The sequence below is a fragment of the Salinivibrio siamensis genome (assembly GCF_001996005.1).
Classification (GTDB): domain Bacteria; phylum Pseudomonadota; class Gammaproteobacteria; order Enterobacterales; family Vibrionaceae; genus Salinivibrio; species Salinivibrio siamensis.
Genome location: NZ_MUFB01000018.1, coordinates 82,187 through 107,149, shown reverse-complemented (window position 1 = coordinate 107,149; position 24,963 = coordinate 82,187). Strand labels below are relative to the sequence as shown.

19 protein-coding genes are annotated in these 24,963 nt (G+C 52.3%); 7 read left to right on the top strand and 12 right to left on the bottom strand.

What is annotated here, in order from left to right:
* Positions 1-47 precede the first annotated feature (47 nt).
* The 4 genes from mukB to cmoM are packed head-to-tail and all read right to left on the bottom strand — an operon-like array spanning position 48 to position 7,378.
* The gene (gene mukB / locus BZG73_RS10915) at positions 48-4,499 is read right to left on the bottom strand and encodes a chromosome partition protein MukB (protein ID WP_077668302.1); all 4,452 of its coding nucleotides are present in this window, start codon (positions 4,497-4,499) and stop codon (positions 48-50) included.
* Positions 4,496-5,227 (bottom strand): chromosome partition protein MukE, encoded by a 732-nt coding sequence (mukE, locus tag BZG73_RS10910; RefSeq protein ID WP_046073147.1) that lies wholly within the window; start codon positions 5,225-5,227, stop codon positions 4,496-4,498. Before mukE ends, mukB begins: the two co-directional genes overlap by 4 nt.
* Complete coding sequence (gene mukF, locus BZG73_RS10905) at positions 5,208-6,572, bottom strand: chromosome partition protein MukF (protein WP_077668301.1); 1,365 nt, start codon at positions 6,570-6,572, stop codon at positions 5,208-5,210. The genes mukE and mukF overlap by 20 nt, the downstream gene beginning before the upstream one ends.
* Positions 6,569-7,378, bottom strand: coding sequence for a tRNA uridine 5-oxyacetic acid(34) methyltransferase CmoM (cmoM, locus tag BZG73_RS10900; protein ID WP_201247900.1), 810 nt, complete (start codon positions 7,376-7,378; stop codon positions 6,569-6,571). Before cmoM ends, mukF begins: the two co-directional genes overlap by 4 nt.
* Before the next feature lie 115 nt (positions 7,379-7,493).
* Here cmoM and elyC point away from each other — a divergent pair, with 115 nt between their 5' ends.
* Positions 7,494-8,267: an envelope biogenesis factor ElyC gene (elyC, locus tag BZG73_RS10895; RefSeq protein WP_046073145.1), complete on the top strand. Its 774-nt coding sequence runs from the start codon at positions 7,494-7,496 to the stop codon at positions 8,265-8,267.
* Positions 8,268-8,352: 85 nt separating this feature from the next.
* Here elyC and kdsB read toward each other — a convergent pair whose 3' ends face one another.
* The 5 genes from kdsB to BZG73_RS10870 are packed head-to-tail and all read right to left on the bottom strand — an operon-like array spanning position 8,353 to position 14,315.
* Positions 8,353-9,120 (bottom strand): 3-deoxy-manno-octulosonate cytidylyltransferase, encoded by a 768-nt coding sequence (kdsB, locus tag BZG73_RS10890; protein WP_077666196.1) that lies wholly within the window; start codon positions 9,118-9,120, stop codon positions 8,353-8,355.
* Entirely contained in the window at positions 9,117-9,299 is a 183-nt protein-coding gene (locus BZG73_RS10885; protein ID WP_046073143.1) for a Trm112 family protein, read from the bottom strand. Before BZG73_RS10885 ends, kdsB begins: the two co-directional genes overlap by 4 nt.
* Before the next feature lie 9 nt (positions 9,300-9,308).
* Positions 9,309-10,304 (bottom strand): tetraacyldisaccharide 4'-kinase, encoded by a 996-nt coding sequence (gene lpxK / locus BZG73_RS10880; protein ID WP_077668299.1) that lies wholly within the window; start codon positions 10,302-10,304, stop codon positions 9,309-9,311.
* Between the two features lie 2 nt (positions 10,305-10,306).
* Entirely contained in the window at positions 10,307-12,061 is a 1,755-nt protein-coding gene (gene msbA / locus BZG73_RS10875) for a lipid A ABC transporter ATP-binding protein/permease MsbA (protein WP_046073142.1), read from the bottom strand.
* A 43-nt stretch (positions 12,062-12,104) separates the two neighbouring features.
* Entirely contained in the window at positions 12,105-14,315 is a 2,211-nt protein-coding gene (locus tag BZG73_RS10870; protein ID WP_158075299.1) for a DNA internalization-related competence protein ComEC/Rec2, read from the bottom strand.
* 116 nt (positions 14,316-14,431) lie between these two features.
* On the opposite strand from BZG73_RS10870, the gene BZG73_RS10865 reads away from it, so the two are divergent.
* On the top strand, positions 14,432-14,989 hold the full coding sequence (locus BZG73_RS10865) for a DUF2062 domain-containing protein (RefSeq protein WP_046073140.1): 558 nt from the start codon (positions 14,432-14,434) through the stop codon (positions 14,987-14,989).
* A 204-nt stretch (positions 14,990-15,193) separates the two neighbouring features.
* Here the strand turns inward: BZG73_RS10865 and lolE are convergent, their stop codons facing one another.
* Genes lolE through BZG73_RS10850 form a run of 3 tightly spaced genes read right to left on the bottom strand, consistent with a single transcriptional unit; the run spans position 15,194 to position 18,298 of the window.
* Entirely contained in the window at positions 15,194-16,432 is a 1,239-nt protein-coding gene (gene lolE, locus BZG73_RS10860; protein WP_046073139.1) for a lipoprotein-releasing ABC transporter permease subunit LolE, read from the bottom strand.
* Positions 16,429-17,118 (bottom strand): lipoprotein-releasing ABC transporter ATP-binding protein LolD, encoded by a 690-nt coding sequence (gene lolD, locus BZG73_RS10855; protein ID WP_046073138.1) that lies wholly within the window; start codon positions 17,116-17,118, stop codon positions 16,429-16,431. The genes lolE and lolD overlap by 4 nt, the downstream gene beginning before the upstream one ends.
* Entirely contained in the window at positions 17,111-18,298 is a 1,188-nt protein-coding gene (locus BZG73_RS10850) for a lipoprotein-releasing ABC transporter permease subunit (RefSeq protein WP_077668297.1), read from the bottom strand. The genes lolD and BZG73_RS10850 overlap by 8 nt, the downstream gene beginning before the upstream one ends.
* 194 nt (positions 18,299-18,492) lie before the next feature.
* Between BZG73_RS10850 and BZG73_RS10845 the strand changes: the two genes are divergently transcribed.
* From BZG73_RS10845 to BZG73_RS10825, 5 genes are all read left to right on the top strand, one after another.
* On the top strand, positions 18,493-19,086 hold the full coding sequence (locus tag BZG73_RS10845; RefSeq protein ID WP_077668296.1) for a hypothetical protein: 594 nt from the start codon (positions 18,493-18,495) through the stop codon (positions 19,084-19,086).
* Positions 19,087-19,090: 4 nt separating this feature from the next.
* Entirely contained in the window at positions 19,091-22,555 is a 3,465-nt protein-coding gene (mfd, locus tag BZG73_RS10840) for a transcription-repair coupling factor (protein ID WP_077668295.1), read from the top strand.
* Positions 22,556-22,583: 28 nt separating this feature from the next.
* The gene (locus BZG73_RS10835; RefSeq protein ID WP_077577738.1) at positions 22,584-23,450 is read left to right on the top strand and encodes a peptidoglycan binding protein CsiV; all 867 of its coding nucleotides are present in this window, start codon (positions 22,584-22,586) and stop codon (positions 23,448-23,450) included.
* 212 nt (positions 23,451-23,662) lie between these two features.
* Complete coding sequence (locus tag BZG73_RS10830; protein WP_131826194.1) at positions 23,663-24,604, top strand: hypothetical protein; 942 nt, start codon at positions 23,663-23,665, stop codon at positions 24,602-24,604.
* A gap of 2 nt (positions 24,605-24,606) precedes the next feature.
* Positions 24,607-24,936 (top strand): hypothetical protein, encoded by a 330-nt coding sequence (locus tag BZG73_RS10825; RefSeq protein WP_077668293.1) that lies wholly within the window; start codon positions 24,607-24,609, stop codon positions 24,934-24,936.
* Positions 24,937-24,963: the final 27 nt, after the last annotated feature.

Sequence of the window (24,963 nt, the reverse complement as noted above, 5' to 3'; positions counted from 1 at the left end):
GGGGTCGGCCTCAAGGTCGACCCCTTCGTTTTCGCCTTGTCTGACGATTATTCCATCACCGGCTCACGCTCTAGCTCCCGACGCTTCTCTTCACCAAACCCGCGCAAGCCCACAACATGAACGTGCTCGCGGTCATTGAAGATTTTACGGACCAGTTTATACGTCGTGCCTTGCTCTGGGCTGATGTTTTCTGGTGCCGCAATCAACAGCTGCATATCTAAACGATGACACAACTCAAACAAGGTCGAGATCGATTTGGCATCCAGACGGGCCGCCTCATCAAGGAAAAGTAAGCGACATGGGATCACATCTTTGCCACGCAGTCGGCGTGACTCCTCTTCCCAGCTTTGGATCACCATCAGCAAGATTGCTTGGCCGGTACCAATCGCTTCACCGGTCGACAACGCGCCGGATTCCGCTTTCAGCCAACCATCCGTTCCACGGTTGACTTCAATGCCCAAGTCCAGATAGTTACGGTAGTCCAATAGCTCTTCGCCCAGTGTCTGCGGGGCACGTTGTCCCATTTCAATATGCGGGTTCAAACGTTGGAACAACTTGGCCATCGCTTCTGAAAACGTGAGATTTGGATTGCCGAATAAATCTTGGTGCTGGTCAGCATGTTCAGCCAAGCCCATCAGCAACTGTGCATGGGTTTCACGGATAGACACATTGAGGCGCACACCTTGCACTTGACCAAAGCCCACGCTCTGTAGCCCTTGGTTGAGCATACGGATCCGGTTTTGCTCGCGCTGAATGGTCTTGCGAATAATGTTGGCTACTGACTCGGAGCTGATCGCCAGACGTTGTTCACGCTGCGTGAGCTCTTCAGTGAGCCTTGCCAGCTCGACTTCCATTTCCTCAATCGCTTCGACCGGATCATCGGTGCGAATAATGTCGTGACGGATACGCTCGCGCAAATGCTGATACACAGCCACATAGAATAAGACTTTACGCTCAGGCCGTCCGACATCCTCCGACGCACGCAAGGCATCACGCAAGGTTTCATTGTCAGCGACCGCAAGGCGCAATGCCCCCAAGGATTTATCCGACAAAGAGCGAAGCTCGTCAGCTGACATGTATGCCATTTCTCGACGATGCAGTTGTTTTTCCACCCCGTTGTCGCGCGCAATACGCAGGACACTGCACCAACCCGCTTTGGCGTTGACCACAAACTGACGAAGCGCTTGGTACTGCTTGAGCAGTTTACGCAATTCCTTGGTGAGCGACTTGGTTTCCATGTCCAGTGACGTAATCCCACGCGAGAGTTCACTGTGACGCTGCCGGGCCTGATGCATTTGCTCGTACAAGGCATCACGGCGGCTTTGTGCGCGCATTAAAGCGTCTTCGTCCGCTTGCACACCTAACTCACCGAGCTCTCGCTTAAACTCGTTCAGCGTCTCTTGCTTAGACTGATGGGCACTTTTGAGTGAGGCAAGCACCTGGTGATATTGACTCGTCTGCGACTGAATTTGCTTGAGCGATTCGCGTTCACGTTGGCGCACCTGCTCGGCATCTTTCAGTTTGGCTTTAAGCTGTTCATTAAGCTCACTGCTTTGCGTCAGCATGTCTGACGCATCTTGATAGGCAAAATGCGGACGACGCTCCGCTAAATCGGCAACAGCAAACACTTGCTGCTTAGTCGCCTGCAAGGTGTTATCCGCCTCTTGGTAGGCTTGCTCCAGCTTATCAAATTGCTCAGGATCACTGTCGAGTGTTGCCAGGCTGGTTTCCAATGCCGCTAAGGTTTCTCCATGTTGCTGGATAAAGCCTTGTGCCTCTTTCGCCGTCTCTACGCGCGCCATAGCCGCTTGCAAGCGTGCCTCAAGATTATCCTCTGTGAGCGCCTCGGCACAGTAGCGAAGCTTATCGAGGATTTGTAGCGCTTGCTGACAACGCGCCACCTCCGCCTCGTGTTGTGCCAACACTTGCTTGGCATCGGTTATCGCCCGCTGAGTCTGTGCGCGTTTTTCGCGGCAAGCGGCGATCGCCTGCTCAGGATCGGGCTCAAACGCCACCGTGAGATGCTCGGCAATAAATTGGCTAAATGCGTGTGACAAGCGTTGCCACTTTTGTACATCAAAGGACGCTTTGGCGTGCTCTTCAACCAAGGCCTCCCGTTGTTCACGTAGCTGCTCAAGGCGGTGCTCACGCGCAGCACGACCAAACAGTGGCGTGGCTGGGAAGCGAGAATAACGCATTTGCCGATCGTTTAGATGTACACACACGGCACCCGACAGCTCTTGTGCATCAAACACGCTATCATCAAACGCGTCGGCATCCCCCTCAATGATGTATAAGTCATCAGGGCAAGCGTCCAAATCCGTGAGCTTATCCTTTACGCCTTTGAGATCGGGCACGACGATGGCATGCCGCGCCGGGCCATAGAGTGCGCTGAAGTAAGGGGCGTCATCTAGAGTGATATCATCATAAATTTCAGAGAGTAAGGTGCCACCAAGGGTATCGGCGAGACCTTGCAATTGTGCATCGTCGCTGCCACCAGTCTGCGCCAATTGCTCAATCGCTTGTTCAATGTCTGCTTTTTGTTTGCCCAGCTGATCTTGGTGCTGCGTGCGCGTGCGTACCGCCTCATGCGTCGCATGCATCGCCTCCATGACCGCTTGACTGTCCACCAAGTTTTTTTCAGTTTGGCTTTCCAGTTTGGTCAAGGCGTCATTGGCCGCAAACCAAGTCGGTGCTTTGAGCTCAAGATCTTGGATTTGTGCGTCCACCGCGTCCTGTGTCCGCGCGAGCTCACGCAGTTGCTCGGCTTGGGTGTCTTTTTCCTCTTGCAGCGCCTCACGTCGCGCTTGCTGCAGCGCCACGGCTTGCTCGACCGCTTCACTGTTAGCCAGCGTTTCGCCCGTTAACGTCTGATACTCCGACACTAACTGGCTCGCGTGCTGATACTGCTCAGCCCGTTGGCTTAATTCGCGCTGTTCATACTGGCGCTGCGTCAGGCTATCGGCCAGATAACGACGCTCTCTACCCTGTTCAACCCAACGCTTGGCGGCCTTGCCAGCCTCAGCACGGTGCACGGATGGATCAAGACGGTGCAAAAGACGTAAGCCCTGTTCAAACTGATTGGCCGTGGCCGAAGCAAGATCGCGTTTGTGTTTGAGGGACAAAACCCGATCCGTTTGTTCTGACTCTTGCGTTTTCAACGCGTGTAAGCGTGTCGTGGCCTCGTCTGCACTGAGGGTCTCATCGTCAGTGAGGCGACGGGCCGTCTCCAAGGCATTAAGGGCTTGTTGGTACTGCAGGGAGCGCGTTTGTTGCGTATTGAGCGCTTGTTGGTAGTCGGCAAGCTGAGTCTTCAGACTATCCACTTCCTCTTCACTCTGCGCCGCGCGCAATTCGGCGTCAGCAAGCTGCTCTGTGGCCTCTTCCACCACCATGATTTGCTCTTCGAGTCGCTCCGACAACTCGAGCAAATCTTCCTCATAACGCTCAATTTTTTCTTGTTGACGCATCGCCGATTGCACCAACTGCAGATGATCGGCCGCCGCTTGGTGATCTTGCTCGAGATGATCTTGCCCGGCTTCCAGCTCGGCTAATTCTGCGCGCATGGTTTCCGCATGCTGCTGCTTTTGCTGCAATGTCTGTTGTGCGGCGTTCAGCTCCGCCCGCAACGACAGCGCTTGTTCCAGCTTGCTTCGGCGCTCATTGGCATGACGCATGTAGTCCGAGGCCACATAATGGGTCGCTTCCGTGATCAAATGCTTAAACAAGTCACGATCGCGCTGCGTCAGCTTAATTGCCTCAAGCGTCATACGGTTTTCTTTCAGCGCCACTTCCATATCTTGGAAGGCTTTTTTCACACCACCATTTTGTGGCAACAAATACTCGCGCAACGACTTGGTGATTGCGCTAGAAATGCCGCCGTAGAGTGACGCTTCAATTAATCGATAAAACTTGCCTCTATCTTGCTGGGTGCGCAGCTTTTTCGGTAGCACGCCAAATTCAAACATTTGCGCGTGATAGTCGGTGACCGAGTTAAAGGCTTTAAAGTGCGCGGTTTCATAGGCGCTCGCCGCCTCTTTTACTTCGTTCAGCTGGCGTACACGCGCTTGACCGTTATTTAAGGTCTCGACCAACACATCGGTTGGGGCCACAGAAGAAGGCAAGCCTTGTAAAACGAACGGCTTGATATCCACCTTCTTATCACGCCCTGCCACTTGTTGAAGACGCACACCAAACAGCACCCGCTGTTGGCGTGAATTCACGACATCCAAGGCGGCATAGCAGGCACCTGGCTGCAATTTACCGTGCAACCCCTTATCACGAGAAGCACTTGAGCTGCCTGCCTCTGTGGTGTTACGGAAATGCAACAGGGTTTGGTCAGGGATCAACGAGGTGATAAACGCCGCCATGGTGGTCGACTTACCCGCGCCGTTCCCGCCTGATAAGGTGGTGACGAGGGAATCAATATCAAAGGTTCGTGCAAAAAAGCCGTTCCAGTTCACCATGGTGAGTGAGTGATACTTACCGCGCTGGCTCATACTGTCGGCTCCTCTGTTGTCTCTGTATCGGCATTGTCTGCGTCTTCATCCGAGTGCTCATCGAGCAAGCTTGATTGAATGTGCGCTTGGCTATGCACCACGGCTTCCCCGTCACGAATCAGACGCAATTGGGCTTCTTGTGGATCGTCACCGCTTCGTACATCAGCACCAAAGCGGAACGTTGCTTCACTGACACGGAATTTACTTCCCTCACCGATGGGTAAGATCATCCCGAGACGACGCAAACGTCGCAGCGAGGTTTTCACTTTGTCGAAAAGCTTCTCACGGTCAAGATCTGAGCCTGTTGCGCGATGCGTGACCAACTTCATCAGTTTCTTCTCGTCAGCCAACGCTAATAGCTCATCAAAAAGCTCTTGGGTGGTAAAGATCCCCTCTTGGGCCAAGCGCTCTGGGCTTAAGTACAGAAAACAAAGGACTTTGCCAACCAGCATATCCAGTTCAGATAGCACGCTACGCCTAATTAAACTGGTTGAGCGAGGACGAAGATAGAAAAAGCCCTCTGGCGCGCGGACCAATTCAGCGTTATAACGCTGGTAAAAAATATTCAGCTCTTGCTCAAATTCCATCAGCAAGGCGTGGTTATCCAGATCGTCGCTGGCAATATGGCGGCCAGCACGCAGTGCACTGTCCAACGCCGGGAACAAAGGGTTAGCAATGGCTTTGGCCAGCCCTTCTGGCATTGGCTGTTCAGTATTTATCGATGACATTCGCTTGTACCTTAGCTCCGAAGTCGTTAATCGCCTGCCAATCAGGCTGAATCGCGTTAAGATCAGATTGGGAGTAGCCCATGCGGACCGCTTGGTTAATCACTAAGCGCGCGAGATCAAAATGGCGAGCTTGTGGGTGCTCGGCTAAGTAATCTTTCAGGACACGACCTAAGTCGATCGCTTGTCCGGTTTCTCGATGGCGGTTGAGCATCTGTGACACTTTCTGTGAAAGGCCATCGTCAACCACACTTAATTGTTCGAACGCCACCTCTTCTGGCATCTCTCCGGTGACTTCATCGTCACGTAACACCAAGGCTTCATCTCGCGTATCACGCAGTCGCTCAGCATCGGCATACGTTAAAAACCATGGCGCGTCAAAGTAGTCCGATACCGACTGACGCAAACGCTGGCTGAATGCACGGTTTTTATCCATATCAATCGCGGTGCGAATAAATTTATGCACATGGCGGTCGTAACCTATCCATAGGTCGATCGCTTGCTGTCCCCAGTTCACGATACGATCCAGCTTCATTTGCAAGCTGTATACCATGCGATCGACGAACTCAAGATCATCACGCCCCCGCACCACTTCTTGAATCTCAAGCAGCTGACTCTGAAGCTCATCCCCCGCGGCCTGCAGCGTTTCTTGTAACTCTTGCAAAGTACTCGAGGTTTCGTTGAGCAAGTATTCACAGTTAGCGATTGCGGCTTGCCAGTCCTGGGTGAGGAGCGCAGCAATATCKTCTTTWACCTGYTGTTGCTGCTCATCCATCACSCGCTGRTTRAGATCGATRCGGTCAAAAATCTCAGCGACCGAGTACTTCAACACACCATAGACGTTATGACGCCAAAAGGTCGCATCCCCATCTTCTTCCGCCGCACGGCGCGCCTTAGCGATTTCGTCAGCCACCATAGACAGTTGTACCGACAGCTTTAGCGTTGAGTATTCACGATGACGGGCGTAATAGTCCGCAATACCTAGCGCCAATGGCGTGAGGCGGTAAATGCTATCACCATCGGTCAYTTCACTGGTAAACCGGCTTAGCAACCGTGCTTGCACCATTTCGTTGATCGCATTGTTGGCGCGAAAAGCGACATTGCCAAGCGTGGCACCTTCACCGCTAACAAACTGCTCACTGACCAGTCGAAAGACATCCACGAGCTCATGCTCGCTCAGTTCGTCCTCCAACCGCTCTTGACTCATCACCGCCATTGCCAGCAAGAATGCCAAGCGCTCTGGCGGCAGGTTTAACCCTAAGTCACTTTGTTTTACCCAACTGACCAACTCAGGTACTGTCTGAGCGTCGTCTGTCCACGACTGGGAAGACTGAGCCTGATCACTCATCCGTTGTCCTTGTTTTTATCTTGATTGCTTGGGGCACTGTGCTGTCCCCATACATGGATATATCGCCCCAGAGACACAAATGGCTCTTGGCGGCAAAGCTGTTGCTCCAACGCCATGACCTGCTCAAAGGTAAAATCACCAATATTGGTATCACGCATATAATCGTGAAAGGTGCGTACGCCTGTTTTACCTTTGAGGATAATGTCACTGTCTTGCATCCATCGATACACGCTCTCTGGTTGCAAGCCTTTAGGTGGCTGAAGCTTAAACCGCTTACGATGCGGCATACCTTCCTCAACATGCGTGAGGTTACCGCACACGAGGTTCTTAAAGAGCAACCCGGTTTGGTTATAGAACATCACCGATGCGATCCCCCCCGGGCGCAGTTGCTTAAGCAAGTCTTTCAACACCTGCTCCGGCTCCGCGGTCCACTCCAGTACCGCATGAAATAAAATCACATCCGGCGGATCACTCAAATGGTCGCCAATCGTCTGCACCGACGAATGAACCAGCTGATACTGCGCAAGTAAGCCCTGTTGTTCAATCTCCTGACGGGCTAAGTCGAGCATTTGCGAAGAAAGATCACATAAAGTGACCCTGTGACCGCGCGCCGCCAAGTGCCGAGACATAGGGGCAACCCCACCGCCGGCATCTAAAATATGCAGGGTCTGCTCAGGCGGAAAACAGTGCTGGATCTGCTCGATGTCCTGCCAAACGACCGCTTGGCGGATTTCGCCTTTGCCCGATCCATAAATGTTTTTAACAAATTTGTGGGCAATGTCGTCGAAATTTTTATCCTCAGTCACAATGGCATTCGTTATCATTGAGTGGTAGAAAGGCATATTCTGTCACAAGCCTTACGTTAATAAAGGTTTATGGCATTATTTGTGCCTCGTTTGACTATATTTCGGGCGACATTGCATGTTTGAATTAAAAAAACTTATCTCAACCTTGATAATGCCCTTGCCCGCGCTGTTATTGTTGGGTCTTTTCGGGCTATGCCTGCTTTGGTTCTCTCAGCGTAAAAGGCTGGCATCTTTTGTTATCTTCGTTGCGTTTGCTGGGATTTTTCTCACTTCGTTTCAACCGGTCGCCTCTGGGCTCCTTCGTCCACTTGAGCGTCAATACACCGCGTTTCTCCCCACGGAAAAGCCGGTAGACTTTGTAATGGTACTGGGCAACAGTCATGTCGTAGATGACGCCATACCCCCAACCTCAGAGCTTTCTCGTGCGGCGTTAATGCGCCTCGCAGAAGGCATCCGTATTCACCGAATGTACCCCACCTCCAAGCTAATTTTGTCGGGCTATGACCATGGTTATGAAGTCAGCCATGCGCGTATGTTGGCACGCGTCGCAATGGCGTTGGGTGTCAATAAAAACAGTATCCTGTTGCTTGAAACCGCCAAGGATACATGGGAGGAAGCCTACCAAGCCGCATCGGTGGTTGGGAGTAGTAACCTAGTGCTCGTGACATCCGCGGCACATATGGATCGTGCCGTCTACGAGTTTCAAAGCGCTGGACTCGATCCCATCCCGGCTCCCACTAACTTCATGGCGCAAAAGCAAATTAAGCAACCATGGATAAAATACGGCCCACGTGCGCAATACCTCGAGCAGTTCGAACGCTATTGGCACGAGCGATTGGGACAAGCGTGGCAACGTCTCCGTGATTTTATCGCTCAGCCGGCCAATTAAGGTCCCACAGCACATCACCCACCAAAAAAGCCGCGATTGATTCGCGGCTTTGTTATTACCATTCGCAGTAGACGTAAAACCGCGCCTATGCGTTGCTATCTGCGGCTAAATAAGCACGCACTGCCTCTAAGTCTGCTTGGGTATCGACGCCATGTGGGGGCGTCTGTGTGGCAACCGCCACATGGATTTTCTCGCCATGCCACAATACGCGCAGCTGCTCTAACGATTCAATCTTCTCCAACGGGCTCGGTGTCCAGTGAATGTAACGGCTAATAAATCCCGCACGATAGCCATAAATACCAATGTGCCGCAACAATGCTTGTGGGATGTCGGGAGAGTCAGCCTCGAAATGGGTGCGATCCCAAGGGATGGTGGCGCGGCTGAAGTACAAGGCAAACCCTTTATGATCCGTCACTACCTTGACCACGTTGGGATTAAATACTTGCTCTTTGTCATCAATTGCAACTGCCAAGGTGGCCATCGGTGCCTGGTCATTCTGACTGAGGTTCTCCGCCACTTGACCAATCACCGCAGAGGGGATCAACGGCTCATCGCCTTGTACATTAACGATAATGTCATCTTCAGCAAAGCCATAGCGTTCAACCACTTCGGCTAAGCGCTCAGTGCCAGACTCATGGTCGGCACGTGTTAAACACACCTCACCGCCAAACGCCCGTACCGCCGCTTCAATACGTTGATCGTCCGTTGCGACAATCACCTGACTGGCACCGGCCGCTTGGGCGCGCTCATAAACGTGTTGGATCATCGGCTTGCCAGCAATATCAGCCAACGGTTTACCCGGCAAGCGGCTCGAGCCAAACCGCGCCGGGATCACCACATAAAACGGGCTCATCCCTGGACCTCTTCCAATGACATATCGCGAGCTTCTGATTCAAGCAGCACGGGAATACCATCAATGATCGGATAGGCAACACGATCAAACTTACAAACTAACTCATTGTTATCGCGTTGATAATAGAGTTTGCCCTGGCATGATGGGCAGGCCACAATTTCAAGCAGGCGGTGATCCATAGCGTTCCTTTATTTTTTATTCGCGTTTGTTTGCAAATGTTCTATCTTGGTGAATACGGCCTGAGCTACCTCGTCAGGCAGCCGTGCCTCTACCGGTAAATACCACCAGTTATCTTGTGCGATCCCTTGGTATTTTACCGCATCTTTTTCTGTCATCAGCAAATGTTGCCCCTTCTTGCTCAACCTGTCCAGCTCGTCGGCGTTGAGGGTTTGATGATCATTAATTCCTTGGCTGTGAACGGGTGTTACGCCCATTTGCTGCAAGGTATTAAAAAAGCGTGGTGGATGGCCAATCCCGGCGACTGCCACCACTTGCGGTAGCATTGAGGCTTGACAGCGTTGTCCCGTACGTAGATTAACGGCCAAGCCAGGCACCAGGTGCATCCCCCACTCTTGGCCTTGTGGTGTCCCACCGTTAGTGACCAACATATCGACGCTCTCAAGCCTATCGAGTGATTCGCGCAACGGCCCCAAAGGCAGATAATGACCGTTACCAAACCGGCGCTGGCCATCAATGATCACGATCTCTATGTCTCTTTCAAGCTGGTAGTGCTGGAGACCATCATCTGTGATCACGATATCGACACCTTCTTGCAGGATACGTTTAACCGCCTCGCTGCGGTTGGGATCGACACAAACAGGAACTTGGGTGCGACGTGCTATCAAAACCGGCTCATCCCCCGCCGTGCGCGGTGGCGTGGTTTGGCTGAGTAAGAGTGGATAGTGCTCAGATTTACCGCCATACCCGCGTGACACCACCCCTGGACGGTAACCATGCGCTTTTAGTTGTTCCACCAACCAAATCACAAACGGGGTTTTGCCATTGCCGCCAATCATGATGTTCCCCACCACGATAACCGGCACTGGCGCCGAATAGCGCTGCGTTTTGCCGCGCAGATACTGACGCCGACGATGGCGCGCTATCATGCCAAACAACGCACTAAACGGTCTTAATAATACCGACCATAGCGGGCGTTGATGACCAAACCACAGTTGCTCTAGCATGCTCAGTCACCAAACTGAATACGGTGAAGCTGCGCATAGGCCCCCTCACGTTCAAGAAGCGCTTGATGACTGCCTCGTTCGACAATCTCACCTTCATCCACAACCAAAATTTGATCAGCATCTTCAATGGTCGACAGGCGATGGGCGATCACCAACACGGTACGGTTTTTTTGCAATTCATCCAGCGCCGCCTGAATAGCGCGCTCCGATTCTGTATCCAGTGCCGACGTTGCCTCATCCAGGATCAAGACGGGCGCATTACGTAACAAGGCACGTGCGATGGCTAAACGTTGGCGTTGTCCGCCAGACAGGCTGACGCCGTTTTCACCAATCATGGTGTCATAGCCATGGTCGAGTCCGCGGATAAAATCATCGGCATAAGCAAGTTTCGCGGCGTGCTCGACTTGCTCACGGCTATATTTGTCTTCTGCGGCATACGCGATGTTATTCGCGACCGTGTCATTAAACAGATGAACGTTTTGCGACACCACCGCGACATGCTGACGCAAATTACCTAGGGTATAGTCCTCAATTGGTACGCCATCGAGCGTAATCACACCACTGTCTAGTTCATAAAAACGGGTTAACAGGTTAGCAATGGTGCTTTTTCCTGACCCTGAACGCCCAACCAAGGCTAGCGTCTGCCCTGCTGGCAATTCAAAGCTCACATGGTTGAGGGCCGGCGCATCTCGAGTGGGATAGGTGAAAACCACATCCTCAACCTTAATGTCGCCACTCACTTGCTCCACCGCGTGTGTCCCGGTGTCTTTTTCGGTCTCCAGCTCCATCAGATTAAATAAACTGTGGCAAGCCGCCATCCCGCGTTGGAACTGAGAGGTCACGTTGGTCAAGGATTTAAGTGGGCGCATCAGACCAAACATGGCACCAAACACCACCGCAAAGGTACCTGCAGTTAGCTCAGAGCGAATCGCCTCTGTGTTGGCCAAAATCAACACCACCACCAATGCCATTGATGCAATCAACTGGATCACTGGGTTGGCAATCGCTTGTGCGGACACCAGCTTCATGGTCTGCTGACGCATACGGTTACTGACTTTCTCAAAACGTGTCTTTTCAACGTCTTGTCCACCGTAACTAAGCACCACTTTGTGCCCTTTGAGCATTTGCTCGGCGGAGCTAGTCACCGACCCCATTGCATCTTGCATATTGGAAGAAATGCGACGGAAGCGCTTAGAGACGATGCGGATAGAAATCGCGACCACCGGCGCAATCACCAGAAGAATAGCGGAGAGCTGCCAGCTTGACCAAAACATCAACGCCATCAAACCAATGATGGATGCCCCTTCGCGCACCAAACTGACCAACGCGCTACTGGTCGCTGACGCCACTTGTTCTGAGTCATACGTAATCCGAGAAAGCAGTGCCCCGGACGACTCTTGGTCAAAAAAGCTGACGGGCATTTTCATAAAGTGATTGAACATCCGGCGGCGCATGGTCATCACCACATGACCCGACACCCAAGATAAGCAATAAGCGGACACAAAGCTCGACAAGCCACGTATCACCATGAGTGCGACCAAATAGACAGGCATCCATTTGAGGAAATCGCCTTTGACATCATCATAGGTAAAGCCTTGATCAAGCAACGGCTTCAGCATTGAGAGCATCAGGGTGTCACTGGCGGCATTAATCACCAAGGCGATAATGGCAACAATGAGCCCTACTTTATAGTTGGCAATGTAGGGCCACAGCTGCTTAAACGTCTGCCAGGTCGTTTTATCTTGATATTCGCTCATTAAAATCGTTTAGATGTGTTAAACAGACGGGCATTCTACTCTTTTACAAGTCCGCGTCCAAATATACTGGCCGACGTTTAAACATCTGACGATACCAATAATCGCTGCGATCCTGCCGCCAACGTGTTAACTGCCAACCAGAGCCGACACTCTGCCAACGCACTTGGCCATTCGCCGCCGTATCAAGCCAGGTGATACCGGCGTTTTGATAGGCCAATTTCACCTCTGGTGACGGAAGCTGCCATGGATTAAGGAGCCCGGTTGACGCCACTCCCCAAACGGGATCAACGGCGCGAATAAACGCGGAGGAAGACGAAGACGCACTACCATGGTGGGGCACCAAAATGATGTCACTATCAAGTGCCTTTTTGTCGGTCAGAGACGCCAACAAATCAGCCTCCCCACTGGCTTCTATATCGCCAGTGAGCAACACGCTACGCCCATCGCCAGACACTCGGATCACACAGGAATCATCATTATCAGCACGCCGCTTTTGTGCCGGAGGCCAGAGTACCGAAAAGGTGAGTCCTTGCCAGCGCCAACGCTCGCCGGCCACACAGGCTTGATACCCAACGCGCCGCTCACTGGCGCGGCGCCACTGTGGTGAATAGGTATCAGACATAAACGTCGCGCCACCATCATGATCACTGTCGCCATGACTGAGAATGAGGCCATCTAACTGTCTAATTTGCCGATGTGTCAGAATCGGCGCGATAACCGCCTGAGCAATGCCACCCACCTGCCAGCGGTTGCCAGTGTCATAGAGCACCGCGCGGTTATTCTTACTGATCAATACCGCCAACCCATGCCCGACGTCCAACACATCAATTTGCCAGTTGACTGGTTTAGGGTCTCGCCAAGCTACCACGGCTGCGACAAGGACCAGCATCACCGCCTTTAAACGATGCCAATGCCACCCGTAGAGTCCCCAAGCGAGCACCATCGCCGATATTGCCCAGCCTGCCGAAGCGACTGGGGCGGGTAACCAGGTGTCCGCCGCCTGATCGGCCAGTACCATCACCGGTTGAAGGCTGGCATTTGCCCCGTCCCACACCCAATCTGCGACACGGGAAAGCGATAAACTCTCACTCAGCAGGCCGACAAAGACCAGCGGTACGGTCACCATACCCACCCAAGGCACCGCCACGAGGTTAATGGGCGTGGCAGCGGCGCTGATCCCTGCAAATAACCCTAGCTGCAAAGGAAGCATTCCTACCAATAGAATCAACTGTATACCGATAAGCTGCTTGATAGGGCGAAGCCAAGACCGTGTTTGTTTTCGACCCTCGGTGGTGTGAGCAAGCGTGTAATGCGCCATGCATAAGGCCCCCACGGCGGCAAATGAGAGCCAAAAACTCATTGAGAAACCGGCGAAAGGGTCGCGGAGCAATACCAATAATAAGGTTAACTGCAACAGATTCAGCGGAGAAATCCGCGCTCCCAAGCGTTTACTGATCGACACCAGCATCAAGGCAATGAGCGCGCGTTGAGTGGGCAGTGCAAACCCGGCTAATGCCGCATAGAGCGACGCCACCCCAACTGCAACGTACAAAGGCAACCATAAAAACAGGCGTCGTTCTGGGAGAAAGACGCGCGCCCAACGGCCGATTTGCCACCCTATTCCGTAGGCCAAACCAATATGCAACCCTGAAATAGCCATCAAATGCGCCAAACCACTGTGCGTCAGCGTGTCCCAGTGCGCTGGGGTTAACCACCCTCGCTCGCCAAGGCTCAATGCCAATAAATGCGGCCCATAGGACAGTGTTGATAAAGCGGGACTAAGCGTATCGAGTAGTTGTTGACGCCAACTCACTTGCTCAGTCAATTGCGTTGCTTCTTTTAGCCGAGCTTTGGCATGTACTCGCCGTGCAACATAATATTTTTCAGCATCAAAACCTGCCTCGTTTAATCGCCCATAAGGCGGCTTAAACGTTACCACCAATTGCCAGCGCTCGCCTTGCTTGGGATACGGGGGAGATTGCCAATAAACACGCACTCGGGCTGAGCGAAAAGGCGGCAATCTTGTGTGATTAATTTTATCGGCGTCAAAAATAATCGCTTGCGCCCCCTTTTTTGCGCTGAAAAGGGTGCCCACTGTCCCACTGATTGTAGTATCCTCTTGGTGTGAAATGACGTGGATCACGTCGGCTTGATACAAGTTTGCGGACAATACAGTCCAAGTGAGTCCTAACGCGCTTCCAGCAAGCCACCACCAACGTCTTTTCCACCCAACAAAGAAGATGATCACTGTCATGATGCAGACCCAAATTGGCGGTAATATTGGCCACCAAGGTAGCGACAGCACGGCCAGTGCGGCAGTCAATGTAAAGGTCAGCGTCATTGCGTAATTTCCAGGTAATGTAAACAGGTATGCCTAAGAAGTTTTTCCAACGCTATATGCCCAAGCGTGAAACATTGCGCGACAATAAGGCACTCAGGGTGTTTGGTAGCCTGTTGCATGATCCCAACTTATGGTGCCTTAACCGCCGGTCGGCTTCCGGTGCCTTTGCCGTCGGCCTGTTTATGGCATTTGTCCCCCTACCAAGCCAAATGATCATGGCTGCCGGCCTAGCGATTCTGTTTGGGGTCAACCTGCCGCTTGCCGTCGCGTTAGTATGGGTAAGCAACCCCATCACCATGCCGGTGCTTTTTTATCTTGCTTATAAGCTCGGCACCTGGATGATGAACAGTCCACCATACCCGTTCCACTTTGAACTATCGTGGCATTACTTGGCGGAGCAAATGAGCCACATCGGCCCACCGTTTTTATTAGGCTGCGCCACCAGCGGACTGGTGATGGCTGTCATCGGCTATTTCACCGTACGTGGCATCTGGCGCTATTCTGTGGTCAGAAGCTGGGAAAAACGTAAGTTACGCTTGCCTAAGAAAATTAAAGAAGTGTTGCCTAACCCAAACAAGCCCTCTTAAATCGTCCTGATTTAATCTACGTGAGGCATCAAACGCGTCCAAACGCCGTCAGGCAGAAGTGCGATTCAGGCGTCAGCGCCGCGTATACACATGATATTCCCTGCAGGGTTCAACGAGGCAGATCAAAAAGAGCCCATTGTCGGGCTCTTGGTTTTTATAAAATAAAGCGTATCAGTGACCAAAGCATACCAAGCGATATGGCCACTATTTGGCACTCAACACCGCGGCTGGCTCGAGCTGACAGGCTCTTCGGGCTGGATACCAAGCGGCAAGCAAACTAAGCAGTATGGCCGTGGTACTCACCAGTATGACATCGGCGGCATGCAGCTCACTGGGTAAGAAATTAATAAAGTACACATCCCCCGATAAAAAGCGATGCCCGAGCCACTGTTCGACCTGAGACAATATCGCCGTGAGGTGAGTGGCGAGGGTGACCCCCAATAGACTGCCCAACACACTGCCTAAGGCACCAGAAAAGAGCCCATACCAAATAAAGATGCGGCGGATCAGTCGATCGTCCGCCCCCATGGTGCGCAAAATAGCAATGTCAGCAGCTCGGTCTTTTACCGACATCATCAAGGTTGAAACCACATTAAAACAGGCCACGCCGATCACTAACACCATCACCAAATACATGATGGTTCGCACCAACTGAATATCCCGATATAAATAACCGAACTCACTCGTCCAGTCTTTCAGATACACATAGGTGGTTAGCGTTTGGCCGACTTCATGCACAATCTGACGGGCCTGCAACACCGGAGACACCTTTAGAGACACACCGGTCACTGACTGTCCTATTTGCATAATAGTTTGCGCGTCCTGAAGTCGCATCAGGGCCAATGAATGGTCGATTTGTCCACCGAGACGCAACAGTCCAGCCACTTGCATTCTCACTCGCTTCGGGGCGCGCAATGCAAGTTGGCTATCCGTCGCGGGAACCATGACCGTTAACCAATCGCCTTGACTGACGCCCAACTTCGCCGCCACGCCTTGTCCCAACACAATCTGCGACTGCCCAGCTGGCAAGCTCTCCCAGCCACCTTCAATATAATCACCAATGCGACTCACGGTTTGCTCATCATCCGGATCGACAGCGCGAATTTGCGCAGGTTGCAGTGCAGAGCCATGCTCCATCAACACCGTCATCTCAACATAGGGAGCCGCAGCCTCGACATTGGGATGCTGCTCAGTCTGACGTTTGACCTGTTGCCAGTTATCGATAGGGCCATTGACACCAAACACTTGTGCATGCGGTACCACAGACAGCACACGTTGATTCAGTTCACGCTCAAAGCCGTTCATCGCAGACAGACCCACAATGATCACCATCACCCCCACCGCAATCCCGATCACTGACGATAAGGAAATAAAAGAGACCAAGCGATTGCGTTGTCTGGCGCGACTAAAACGACGACCGATGGCCAACGATAAAGGCTTCATGCTCCCTCCTGCCCCAGCAACTGGCCGTCTTGCATGGTCAGTTGACGATCCAATTTTGCTGCCAGCTCACCGTCATGGGTTACCACTAAAAAGGCCGTGCCATGTTGGGCATTTAACTGGCGCATCAAATCGTAGATTTCGAGCGCAGTGGTATGATCCAAGTTGCCGGTTGGCTCATCGGCCAGTACCAACTTGGGTTCATTGACTAATGCACGTGCAATGGCCACACGCTGCCGTTCGCCACCTGATAGCTCTGCCGGGCGATGGCTGAGCCGGTGTCCGACCCCTACCGCGTTGAGCATGGCCGTCGCACGTTCAGACGCGGCGCTGTGGCTCATTTTGTTGATCAAAAGCGGCATCATCACATTTTCCAGCGCGGTGAAATCGGCGAGCAAATGGTGGAATTGATAAACAAACCCAAGCGTTTGATTGCGCAGCTTTGCTTGCTGCTTGGCCGTCATCGCATTGACCGCCTCACCCTCAATCCACACATCACCTTCCGAGGGCAAATCGAGTGTCCCTAAGGTGTGTAATAATGTACTTTTCCCCGAGCCAGAGGAGCCCACTATCGCCACCAGCTCTCCCGGGGCAATGGTCAAGGAAACATCGTTTAACACGCAGGTCGGCTGTCCGCCCTCTTGATACGTTTTACTGACGCGGTGACAGGACAACAAAGATTTACTCATAACGCAGTGCCTCAGCRGGGTGAACAGATGCCGCTTTAAACGCAGGAAATAGCGTGGCTAGCACACTTAGCACGACCGCTAAGCCTAATACCATCGCCACATGAAAAGGATTAATAACCACAGGTAACGCTAGGCCGTTACCCAGCAGACTCACACCAAAAATAGACATGATTTCATTGATGTATGCCGATAGGAGCACACCGAGCACGCCACCTACTGCAGCGCCCAGCACACCACTCAAACTGCCTTGGGCAATAAAGACAGCAACAATGTCTTTATCTTGCATCCCAAGAGTTTTTAAAATTGCAACCTCAGATTGTTTCTCCATGACCACCATGATCAGCGCGGAAATAATGTTAAACGCGGCGACAATCACAATCAGGCTGAGCATCAAGCTCATCATGTTCTTTTCCATTTTTACCGCTTGAAACAGCTCGCCGCGCCAAACACGCCAATCCGTCCATGTATCGGGATCAGCGTTTGCCTTTAATTGGGTAATGGCAAATGGATCATCTAAAAACAGGCGTAAATCGTTGGCTTGAGACGGTGACACCCCACTGAGTCTCGCCACATCGTCGATGTTAGCCAGCATTAATTGCCCGTCGACATCCGTCCCTGTGTGAAAGATACCCGCCACCGTAAATAAGCGCTGTGCGGGGATCCGACCTATCGGTGTAAAACGACTGGCACTGGTTACCATCACGCGGACAGCATCCCCGACGCGCAGTTGTAACTCAGCGGCCATGCTACGCCCAATGATCACTTGATAGCGCCCGGCTGCCAGTGCCGACAGTTCACCTTGCAATAGGTGGGAAGCCAAGGGCTCATGCGCACTGGGGTCGATGCCCTCTAACAAGCCGGCGCTTAAGCCTTTGCGGCTTTGAATCACGGCATCCGTGGTTTGTATCGGTGCCGTATCAATCACGTGAGGCCAACGCTCAATCGCGGTTTGATCTGGGTTTGCTTGCCCGTTGGCAATAATCGCGTGAGGCAACACGCCGAGAATTCGGCCTTTCAGCTGAGCTTCAAAGCCATTCATCACCGACGAGACGGTGATCAACGCCATCACGCCAATGGCAATGCCTGCCGTCGACATCGAGGAGACGAAGCGTCCAAAACGGTCGGCTGAGCGGCCGCGTAAGTATCGCAAGCCAATAAACACCGACAAGGGTTGAAACATAGCGCACCTAGCTTATTGTTTTGATTCGCTGCAAGCATACCTGTCCAATGGGGGGACGCCAAGCCGACCTTGTACGAAAGGCACCATTGTCACCCCAATTAACGCCTCACCGCCCCCAGAAACTGCGACTGATCTTTACCTCTTGCCAAGGGTGCGTGATAATCATTAATACAACTGCAATCTAAGGCACAGTGATGAGCCAAGACGAATATTTTTCTGTGCGAGCGGCGATTCGCATTAATGTTGAGCCTCTTGCTGACAATCAAGCCCAGCCAGATGCGCAGGCTTTTACCGCCGAAATCCCGGCACCTTTTCGCCTGGCGAGTCAATGCGGCCAGCTCGATAGCGACGTAGAAAAAGATCTTAAAGCGATCGATCCGGAGGATGCCTCTGCGTTATTCCGGGTGCTGCAGGCTCAAAACGAAAAAATGACACTGATGATGGGCTATATGCTCAGCCACGAAGATCAGCCCGACCATCGCTTTGTGACACACGCCTTTGGGGCGAGCAGTTTTTCTTATCATAGTCATTCGCCGCTTAAAAAAGGCGTGCACGCGCGCGTGAAGTTGTTTCTCGATTATCCGCCGACGGCCATCTATTGCTACGGCGTCGTGACGAGATGCGAGCCTCACACCGACAGTGATCAAGAAAACCCTGACCATGTGATCCAAATTCAGTACACGCGTTTATTGGAAGAAGACCGCGACACGCTCATTCGTGCGGCGCTGCATCATCAGCAAAAACTACTAAAAAAGCGTGCACGAAACCGAAAACAATCAAGCAGTTAAACTCATGACCCAACAACCGCTCTATGCTTTTACCCTGCCCTCAGGGCCAGGCGACGTCAAACATCTTGGCAATTTATCAGGGGCTGCGTTACCGCTAGCCATTGCGACGCTCACCCAGCAACACGCCGGTCCGGTGTTCCTTTTGGTGCCCGACAACCAGACTGCGGTGCGTTTGCAGCCCGCCATTCGTCAATTTACCCAGGGTAACTGCGACCTCCTGCCTGATTGGGAAACCCTGCCTTACGACAGTTTTTCTCCCCATCAGGATATTATCTCCGCGCGTTTGTCTTGCCTGTATCAGCTTCCTCATCAACAAGACGGGGTACTCATTGCGCCCGCGAGCACCGCATTACAGCGCGTGACGCCGCGACATTTTCTCCATCAACATGCCTTAATGGTGAAAAAAGGCGATATCTTATCGCTTGAGAAGTTGCGTGATCAGCTGACAGACGCCGGCTACCGCCACGTTGACCAAGTGATGGAGCATGGCGAGTTTGCGAGCAGAGGCTCGATTCTCGACTTGTTCCCAATGGGCAGTGACGAACCTTACCGGATCGATTTTTTCGATGATGAAGTCGATACCATTCGCCAATTTGATCCAGAAAACCAACGTTCCACGGGTGAGCTAGAACAGATCCAGCTATTACCCGCGCATGAGTTCCCCACCGATGACGCGGCGGTGGAATATTTCCGAGGCCGTTTTCGCGAGCATTTTGAGGCGCGCCGAGAGCCAGAATCTATTTACCAACAAGTGAGTAAAAAAACCTGGCCGGCTGGGATTGAATACTGGCTGCCACTGTTTTTTGAACACACCGAAACCTTGTTCGATTACTTACCGAATAACACCTTGGTTTTATCGGTCGGGGATATTGACAGTGCGATTGACCATTTCCAAGCCGACGTGGCAACCCGCTATGATCAACGACGCGTCGACCCGCTTCGCCCACTGTTACCCCCCGAGGCGTTGTGGCTCAGTAAAGAGCGCTTACACACCACCTTAARGCAGTACCCTCGCTTAAAGCTAGAAAGTGACAGCGTCACAGAAAAAGTGGGGCGAGAAAACCTCGACATTGCGCCGCTGCCAACGTTGACGGTCAATCACCAAGCCAAGGAGCCCCTCGCGGCGCTACGCCAATTTAGTGAGCAATTTAGCGGCACCTTGGTTTTCTCGGTCGAATCGGAAGGACGACGCGAGGCTCTGCTGGATCTTCTCGCCCAAGCCAAAATTCGTCCCATGGTGGCCGACGGCTTGCAAGAAGCTTTGTCGCAACCCGGTCGATTTGGCTTAATCATCGGCCCGGTAGACCAAGGCTTTATTGATAACACCCGACAATTTGCCCTGATTTGTGAAAGCGACATGTTTGGTGAGCGCGCGGTGCAGCAGCGCCGGCGCGATAAACGCAAGCAAAGTGTCAGCAGCGATGCGGTGATCAGAAGCTTGGCGGAGCTAAAACCCGGCCAGCCTGTTGTCCATCTCGAGCATGGTATTGGTCGCTACCAAGGCTTACAAACTCTGGAAGCGGGCGGGCTCAAAACAGAGTACATGACGCTCGAATACCAGCAAGGCGCCAAGTTATATGTTCCGGTTGGCGCCTTACACCTGATTAGTCGCTATTCTGGCGGCGCAGAAGATGCCGCTCCCATACATAAGCTTGGCGGAGAAGCCTGGGAGAAAGCACGCCGCCGCGCCGCAGAGAAAGTGCGTGATGTCGCCGCTGAACTACTCGATGTGTATGCCAAACGAGAGACCAAGCCTGGCTTTGCGTTTAGCCATGACAAAGACGCCTATCGCGCCTTCCGGGCGACTTTCCCGTTTGAAGAAACCAGTGATCAATCACAAGCGATCAACGCGGTGCTTTCCGATATGTGTCGTCCCATTGCCATGGATCGCTTGGTATGTGGCGATGTCGGCTTTGGTAAAACCGAAGTGGCTATGCGTGCCGCCTTCTTAGCGGTCAATAACAGCAAGCAAGTTGCCGTGTTAGTCCCCACCACCTTGCTGGCGCAACAGCATTTCGAGAATTTCCGCGACCGCTTTGCTAACCTTCCCGTCCGGGTGGAGGTGTTGTCACGCTTTAAGTCTGCAAAAGAGCAAAAAGCAATTTTGGCCGATTGTGAAGCGGGTAAGGTCGATATTCTGATTGGCACCCATAAGTTACTGCAATCGGATGTGAAGCTACGCGACCTCGGTTTATTGATTGTTGATGAGGAGCACCGGTTTGGGGTTCGCCAGAAAGAGAAAATTAAGGCGATGCGAGCCAACGTAGATATTCTCACATTAACCGCCACGCCGATCCCCAGAACACTGAATATGGCGATGAGTGGCATGCGCGATCTCTCGATTATCGCCACCCCACCGTCACGCCGCCTCGCGGTGAAAACCTTTGTCCGTGAACGCGAAGATACCCTAATTAAAGAGTCATTGCTGCGTGAGATTATGCGCGGTGGCCAGGTATACTTTTTACACAATGATATCGAGACCATAGAAAAAACGGCGAATGAAATCAGTGAAATGATCCCAGAAGCGCGCGTGACTGTGGCCCATGGCCAAATGCGCGAACGTGAGCTAGAAAAGATCATGAGCGATTTCTACCATCAACGATACAACGTGCTGGTATGTACCACCATTATCGAAACCGGTATCGATATTCCCTCAGCCAACACCATTATTATTGATCGCGCCGATCACTTTGGCCTCGCACAACTCCACCAACTGCGTGGCCGTGTCGGTCGCTCGCACCACCAAGCCTATGCGTATCTGCTGACCCCCCATCCAAAACGGATGACCAAAGATGCGGTGAAACGACTGGACGCCATTGCCTCGCTCGAAGACCTTGGCGCTGGCTTTACCCTCGCGACCCAAGATCTAGAAATACGGGGCGCCGGTGAGCTACTCGGTGACGAGCAAAGTGGTCAAATCCAATCGATCGGTTTCACCCTGTACATGGATATGCTTGAGCAGGCCGTCGAGGCACTAAAAGAAGGCAAAGAGCCGAGCTTAGATGTATTGCTGAATGAACAAACCGACATTGAGCTGCGTTTGCCTGCGCTGTTACCGGATGATTATATTCCCGATATCAATATGCGTTTATCGATGTATAAACGCATTGCCAGCGCTAAGTCCAACGATGATATTAATGAGCTGCAAGTTGAGCTGATAGACCGCTTTGGCCTGCTGCCTGACGCCACCAAAAACCTCCTTCACATCCAGCAGCTCAAGATACGCGCCGCGGCATTAGGAGTGAAAAAGATCGAAGCCAGTGATCGTGGCGGCATGGTCGAGTTTCATGAGGACGCGCAAATTGATCCCGGATTCTTGGTCGGGCTGTTACAATCGCGGCCAGACAAGTATAAATTTGACGGGCCAACCAAAATTAAGTTTATCGAAAGTCTCACCGATCGACGGGAGCGGATGAACTTTATTGATGAGCTGTTGACTCAATTTGCAAGTCACCAACTGGTCGCATAATGGCTTGCCAAAGAAAACGGAGTAACCTGTGAAAAATCATTCATGTCACCCACCAGGCTGGCTAGCACGCTATACCAAGCAGAGCCTTTGGGCGTTGCTACTGATCTCACTTAGCCAACCGGTTTTAGCTAAGCGACTTTATGATGTCGAATTGATTGTGTTTAAGCGCAACCAAGACCCTGCTAGCGTGGAGGAAAGCTGGCCAGCACAAACCGATATGGGATCGGTACGTCGTGCAACGCCAGTGACGAACAACAGCGCACTACAAAATGCAGGACTGACCCCACTACCTCGTAGCCAATGGCAGCTGACAAATGCCTACAACAAACTGTCTAACCATGCGGGCTTTACGCCCATGGTGCATGTTGCATGGCGTCAAGATGACAGTGGCCGCGCTGCCCTGCCTTTGCTGCGTGTCAGTGCCGGAAAAGACTATCGCGACCGTTTTAATCCAGACGGTACGCCGGTGACAGCGCAAGCCACCCCGTCAAGCAATACAGCGTCAGATAGCGAACAAGCGTGGGATGAGCAGGCGCTTGAAACCGCGCCCCCTCGCCAGCCCCTCTATGAGCTAGATGGCACACTGCGCGTCTACGTCCAGCATTACTTGTTCGTCGAGGCCGACATGGTGCTACGAGAGCCAAGCGAGCGGCGCGCACTGGTGGAAGACGTGGTCAATATGCCACTGCAAACCACAGATGCGCAGCAAGGGGCCTCATCAAACACGAATAACGTGCAAGTCGCGGGCCTAGAAAAGGTGAAGAAGCAGTACCACATCGAGCGCTTTTTGCAGCCTTACGCGTTCACGCACAAACGACGGATGCGCAGTGGCGAAATTCACTATTTGGATAACCCCATGATGGGAATGATTATTCAAGTACGCAAAGCGAACTAGCCTGCTCACCAGATATCCGCTCACGCCTTGTCATCACTCACGATGACAAGGCGCTTTTCTATTCGTCACTTTCATGTAAAAGATAAAGATATCAATTTCATCAATTGTGGCTATTGATGCCACATTCAATTAAAAAGCCTTTATTGCTATTTATAATCGCCGCCCGGCAGCCACACTCATTGATTAAGTCTCATTTATCGGTGAATTGGCCTATGAATATGTGTTTCCCGCCTGCTCTCGTTCAATACCGCAATACAGTCACTTTGGTTGCGCTTCTTATCTTAGCTGGCTGCACGTCCCAACCCTCTCAGCAACTGGTCAAAGACTATGCGCAACAGTCCATCAAGGTGCATCACACCGTTGAATCTGTCTACGTTAGCGCGAAACAGGCGCGTGTTGACGCGATTCTATCGCGTGCAGTGCGCGATGGGCTTCCGGCTTCCAAACTCAAGATCACACCAATTGCCGATACCGGACAACAACAAGCCCTCGCCGATCTCGTCCGCTACAGCCAGCTTCTCTCCGCACTCGCCACCGAGGATCACAATGCGCGAATCGACCAGGCATCTGAGCAACTACATGACACCCTGAGCTCTCTTCGCGACAACCCTTTTGTTCACGACATTAAGTCGGTGGAAGACGATGATATCGCGATTGTCTCGACCGGTATCAATGCACTCGGCCGCGCAATGAGCGATACAGCGCGTCATCGACAATTGCTGGCCGTAATGGACGCAGGACAACCCGTGATACAGCAAACTATCGCGCGTCTTCGTCAAGATCTCCCCCATTGGCAAATGGCAACCCGGGTCGCTTTAAATCAAGCCCTATCGATTCGTATGCAACTGCTAAACAACCCGAATCGCTGCCAGCAACGTCGCGAGACTCGCTGCATCACCTTCCATACGTCTTATGATCAGCGGCTTAAAGCCTACCGCCATGCTTATCACACCAAACAAAAGCTACTGGGACTGAATGCCTACTTTGCACGCTTAGATCGTACCTTATCGGACTATGTGGCCATGCATAACGCAATCATTGATTCACTCCGTCTAGATAATACCGCCTCTGTGCAAGGCGCCCGCCGTGCGATTGAGACCACCAAGCACCACCTTGATGCGCTTAACGACTTTCAACAGCAGCTAGAGGAGTGACCATGAGCCCCAACGAAACAAGCTATCACCTACTGAAATCGAATTACGACAGCCTCGACCGTTTTTTGAGTCAAACATTGATTGAGCCACAACTGGAACCATTGCAACGAAAAAGAGAACAGCTAGGCGAGCAACTTTATCACTATCATACCAGCATGATTGCCTTGCATAGCGACCAGTTTGAGCAGGATGCGCACGCACTGGACCGCCTTATCACCCATGCACGCCAAGCACAAAAGGTGATTGATGAGGCAGAAGAGACCATAGAGCACGTGGCAAAAATCGGTAACGCCATTGATAAGGTATTGGCGCAGTTGGCTAAGGTAATCTAAAACAAAAAACCGGCCAACAGCCGGTTT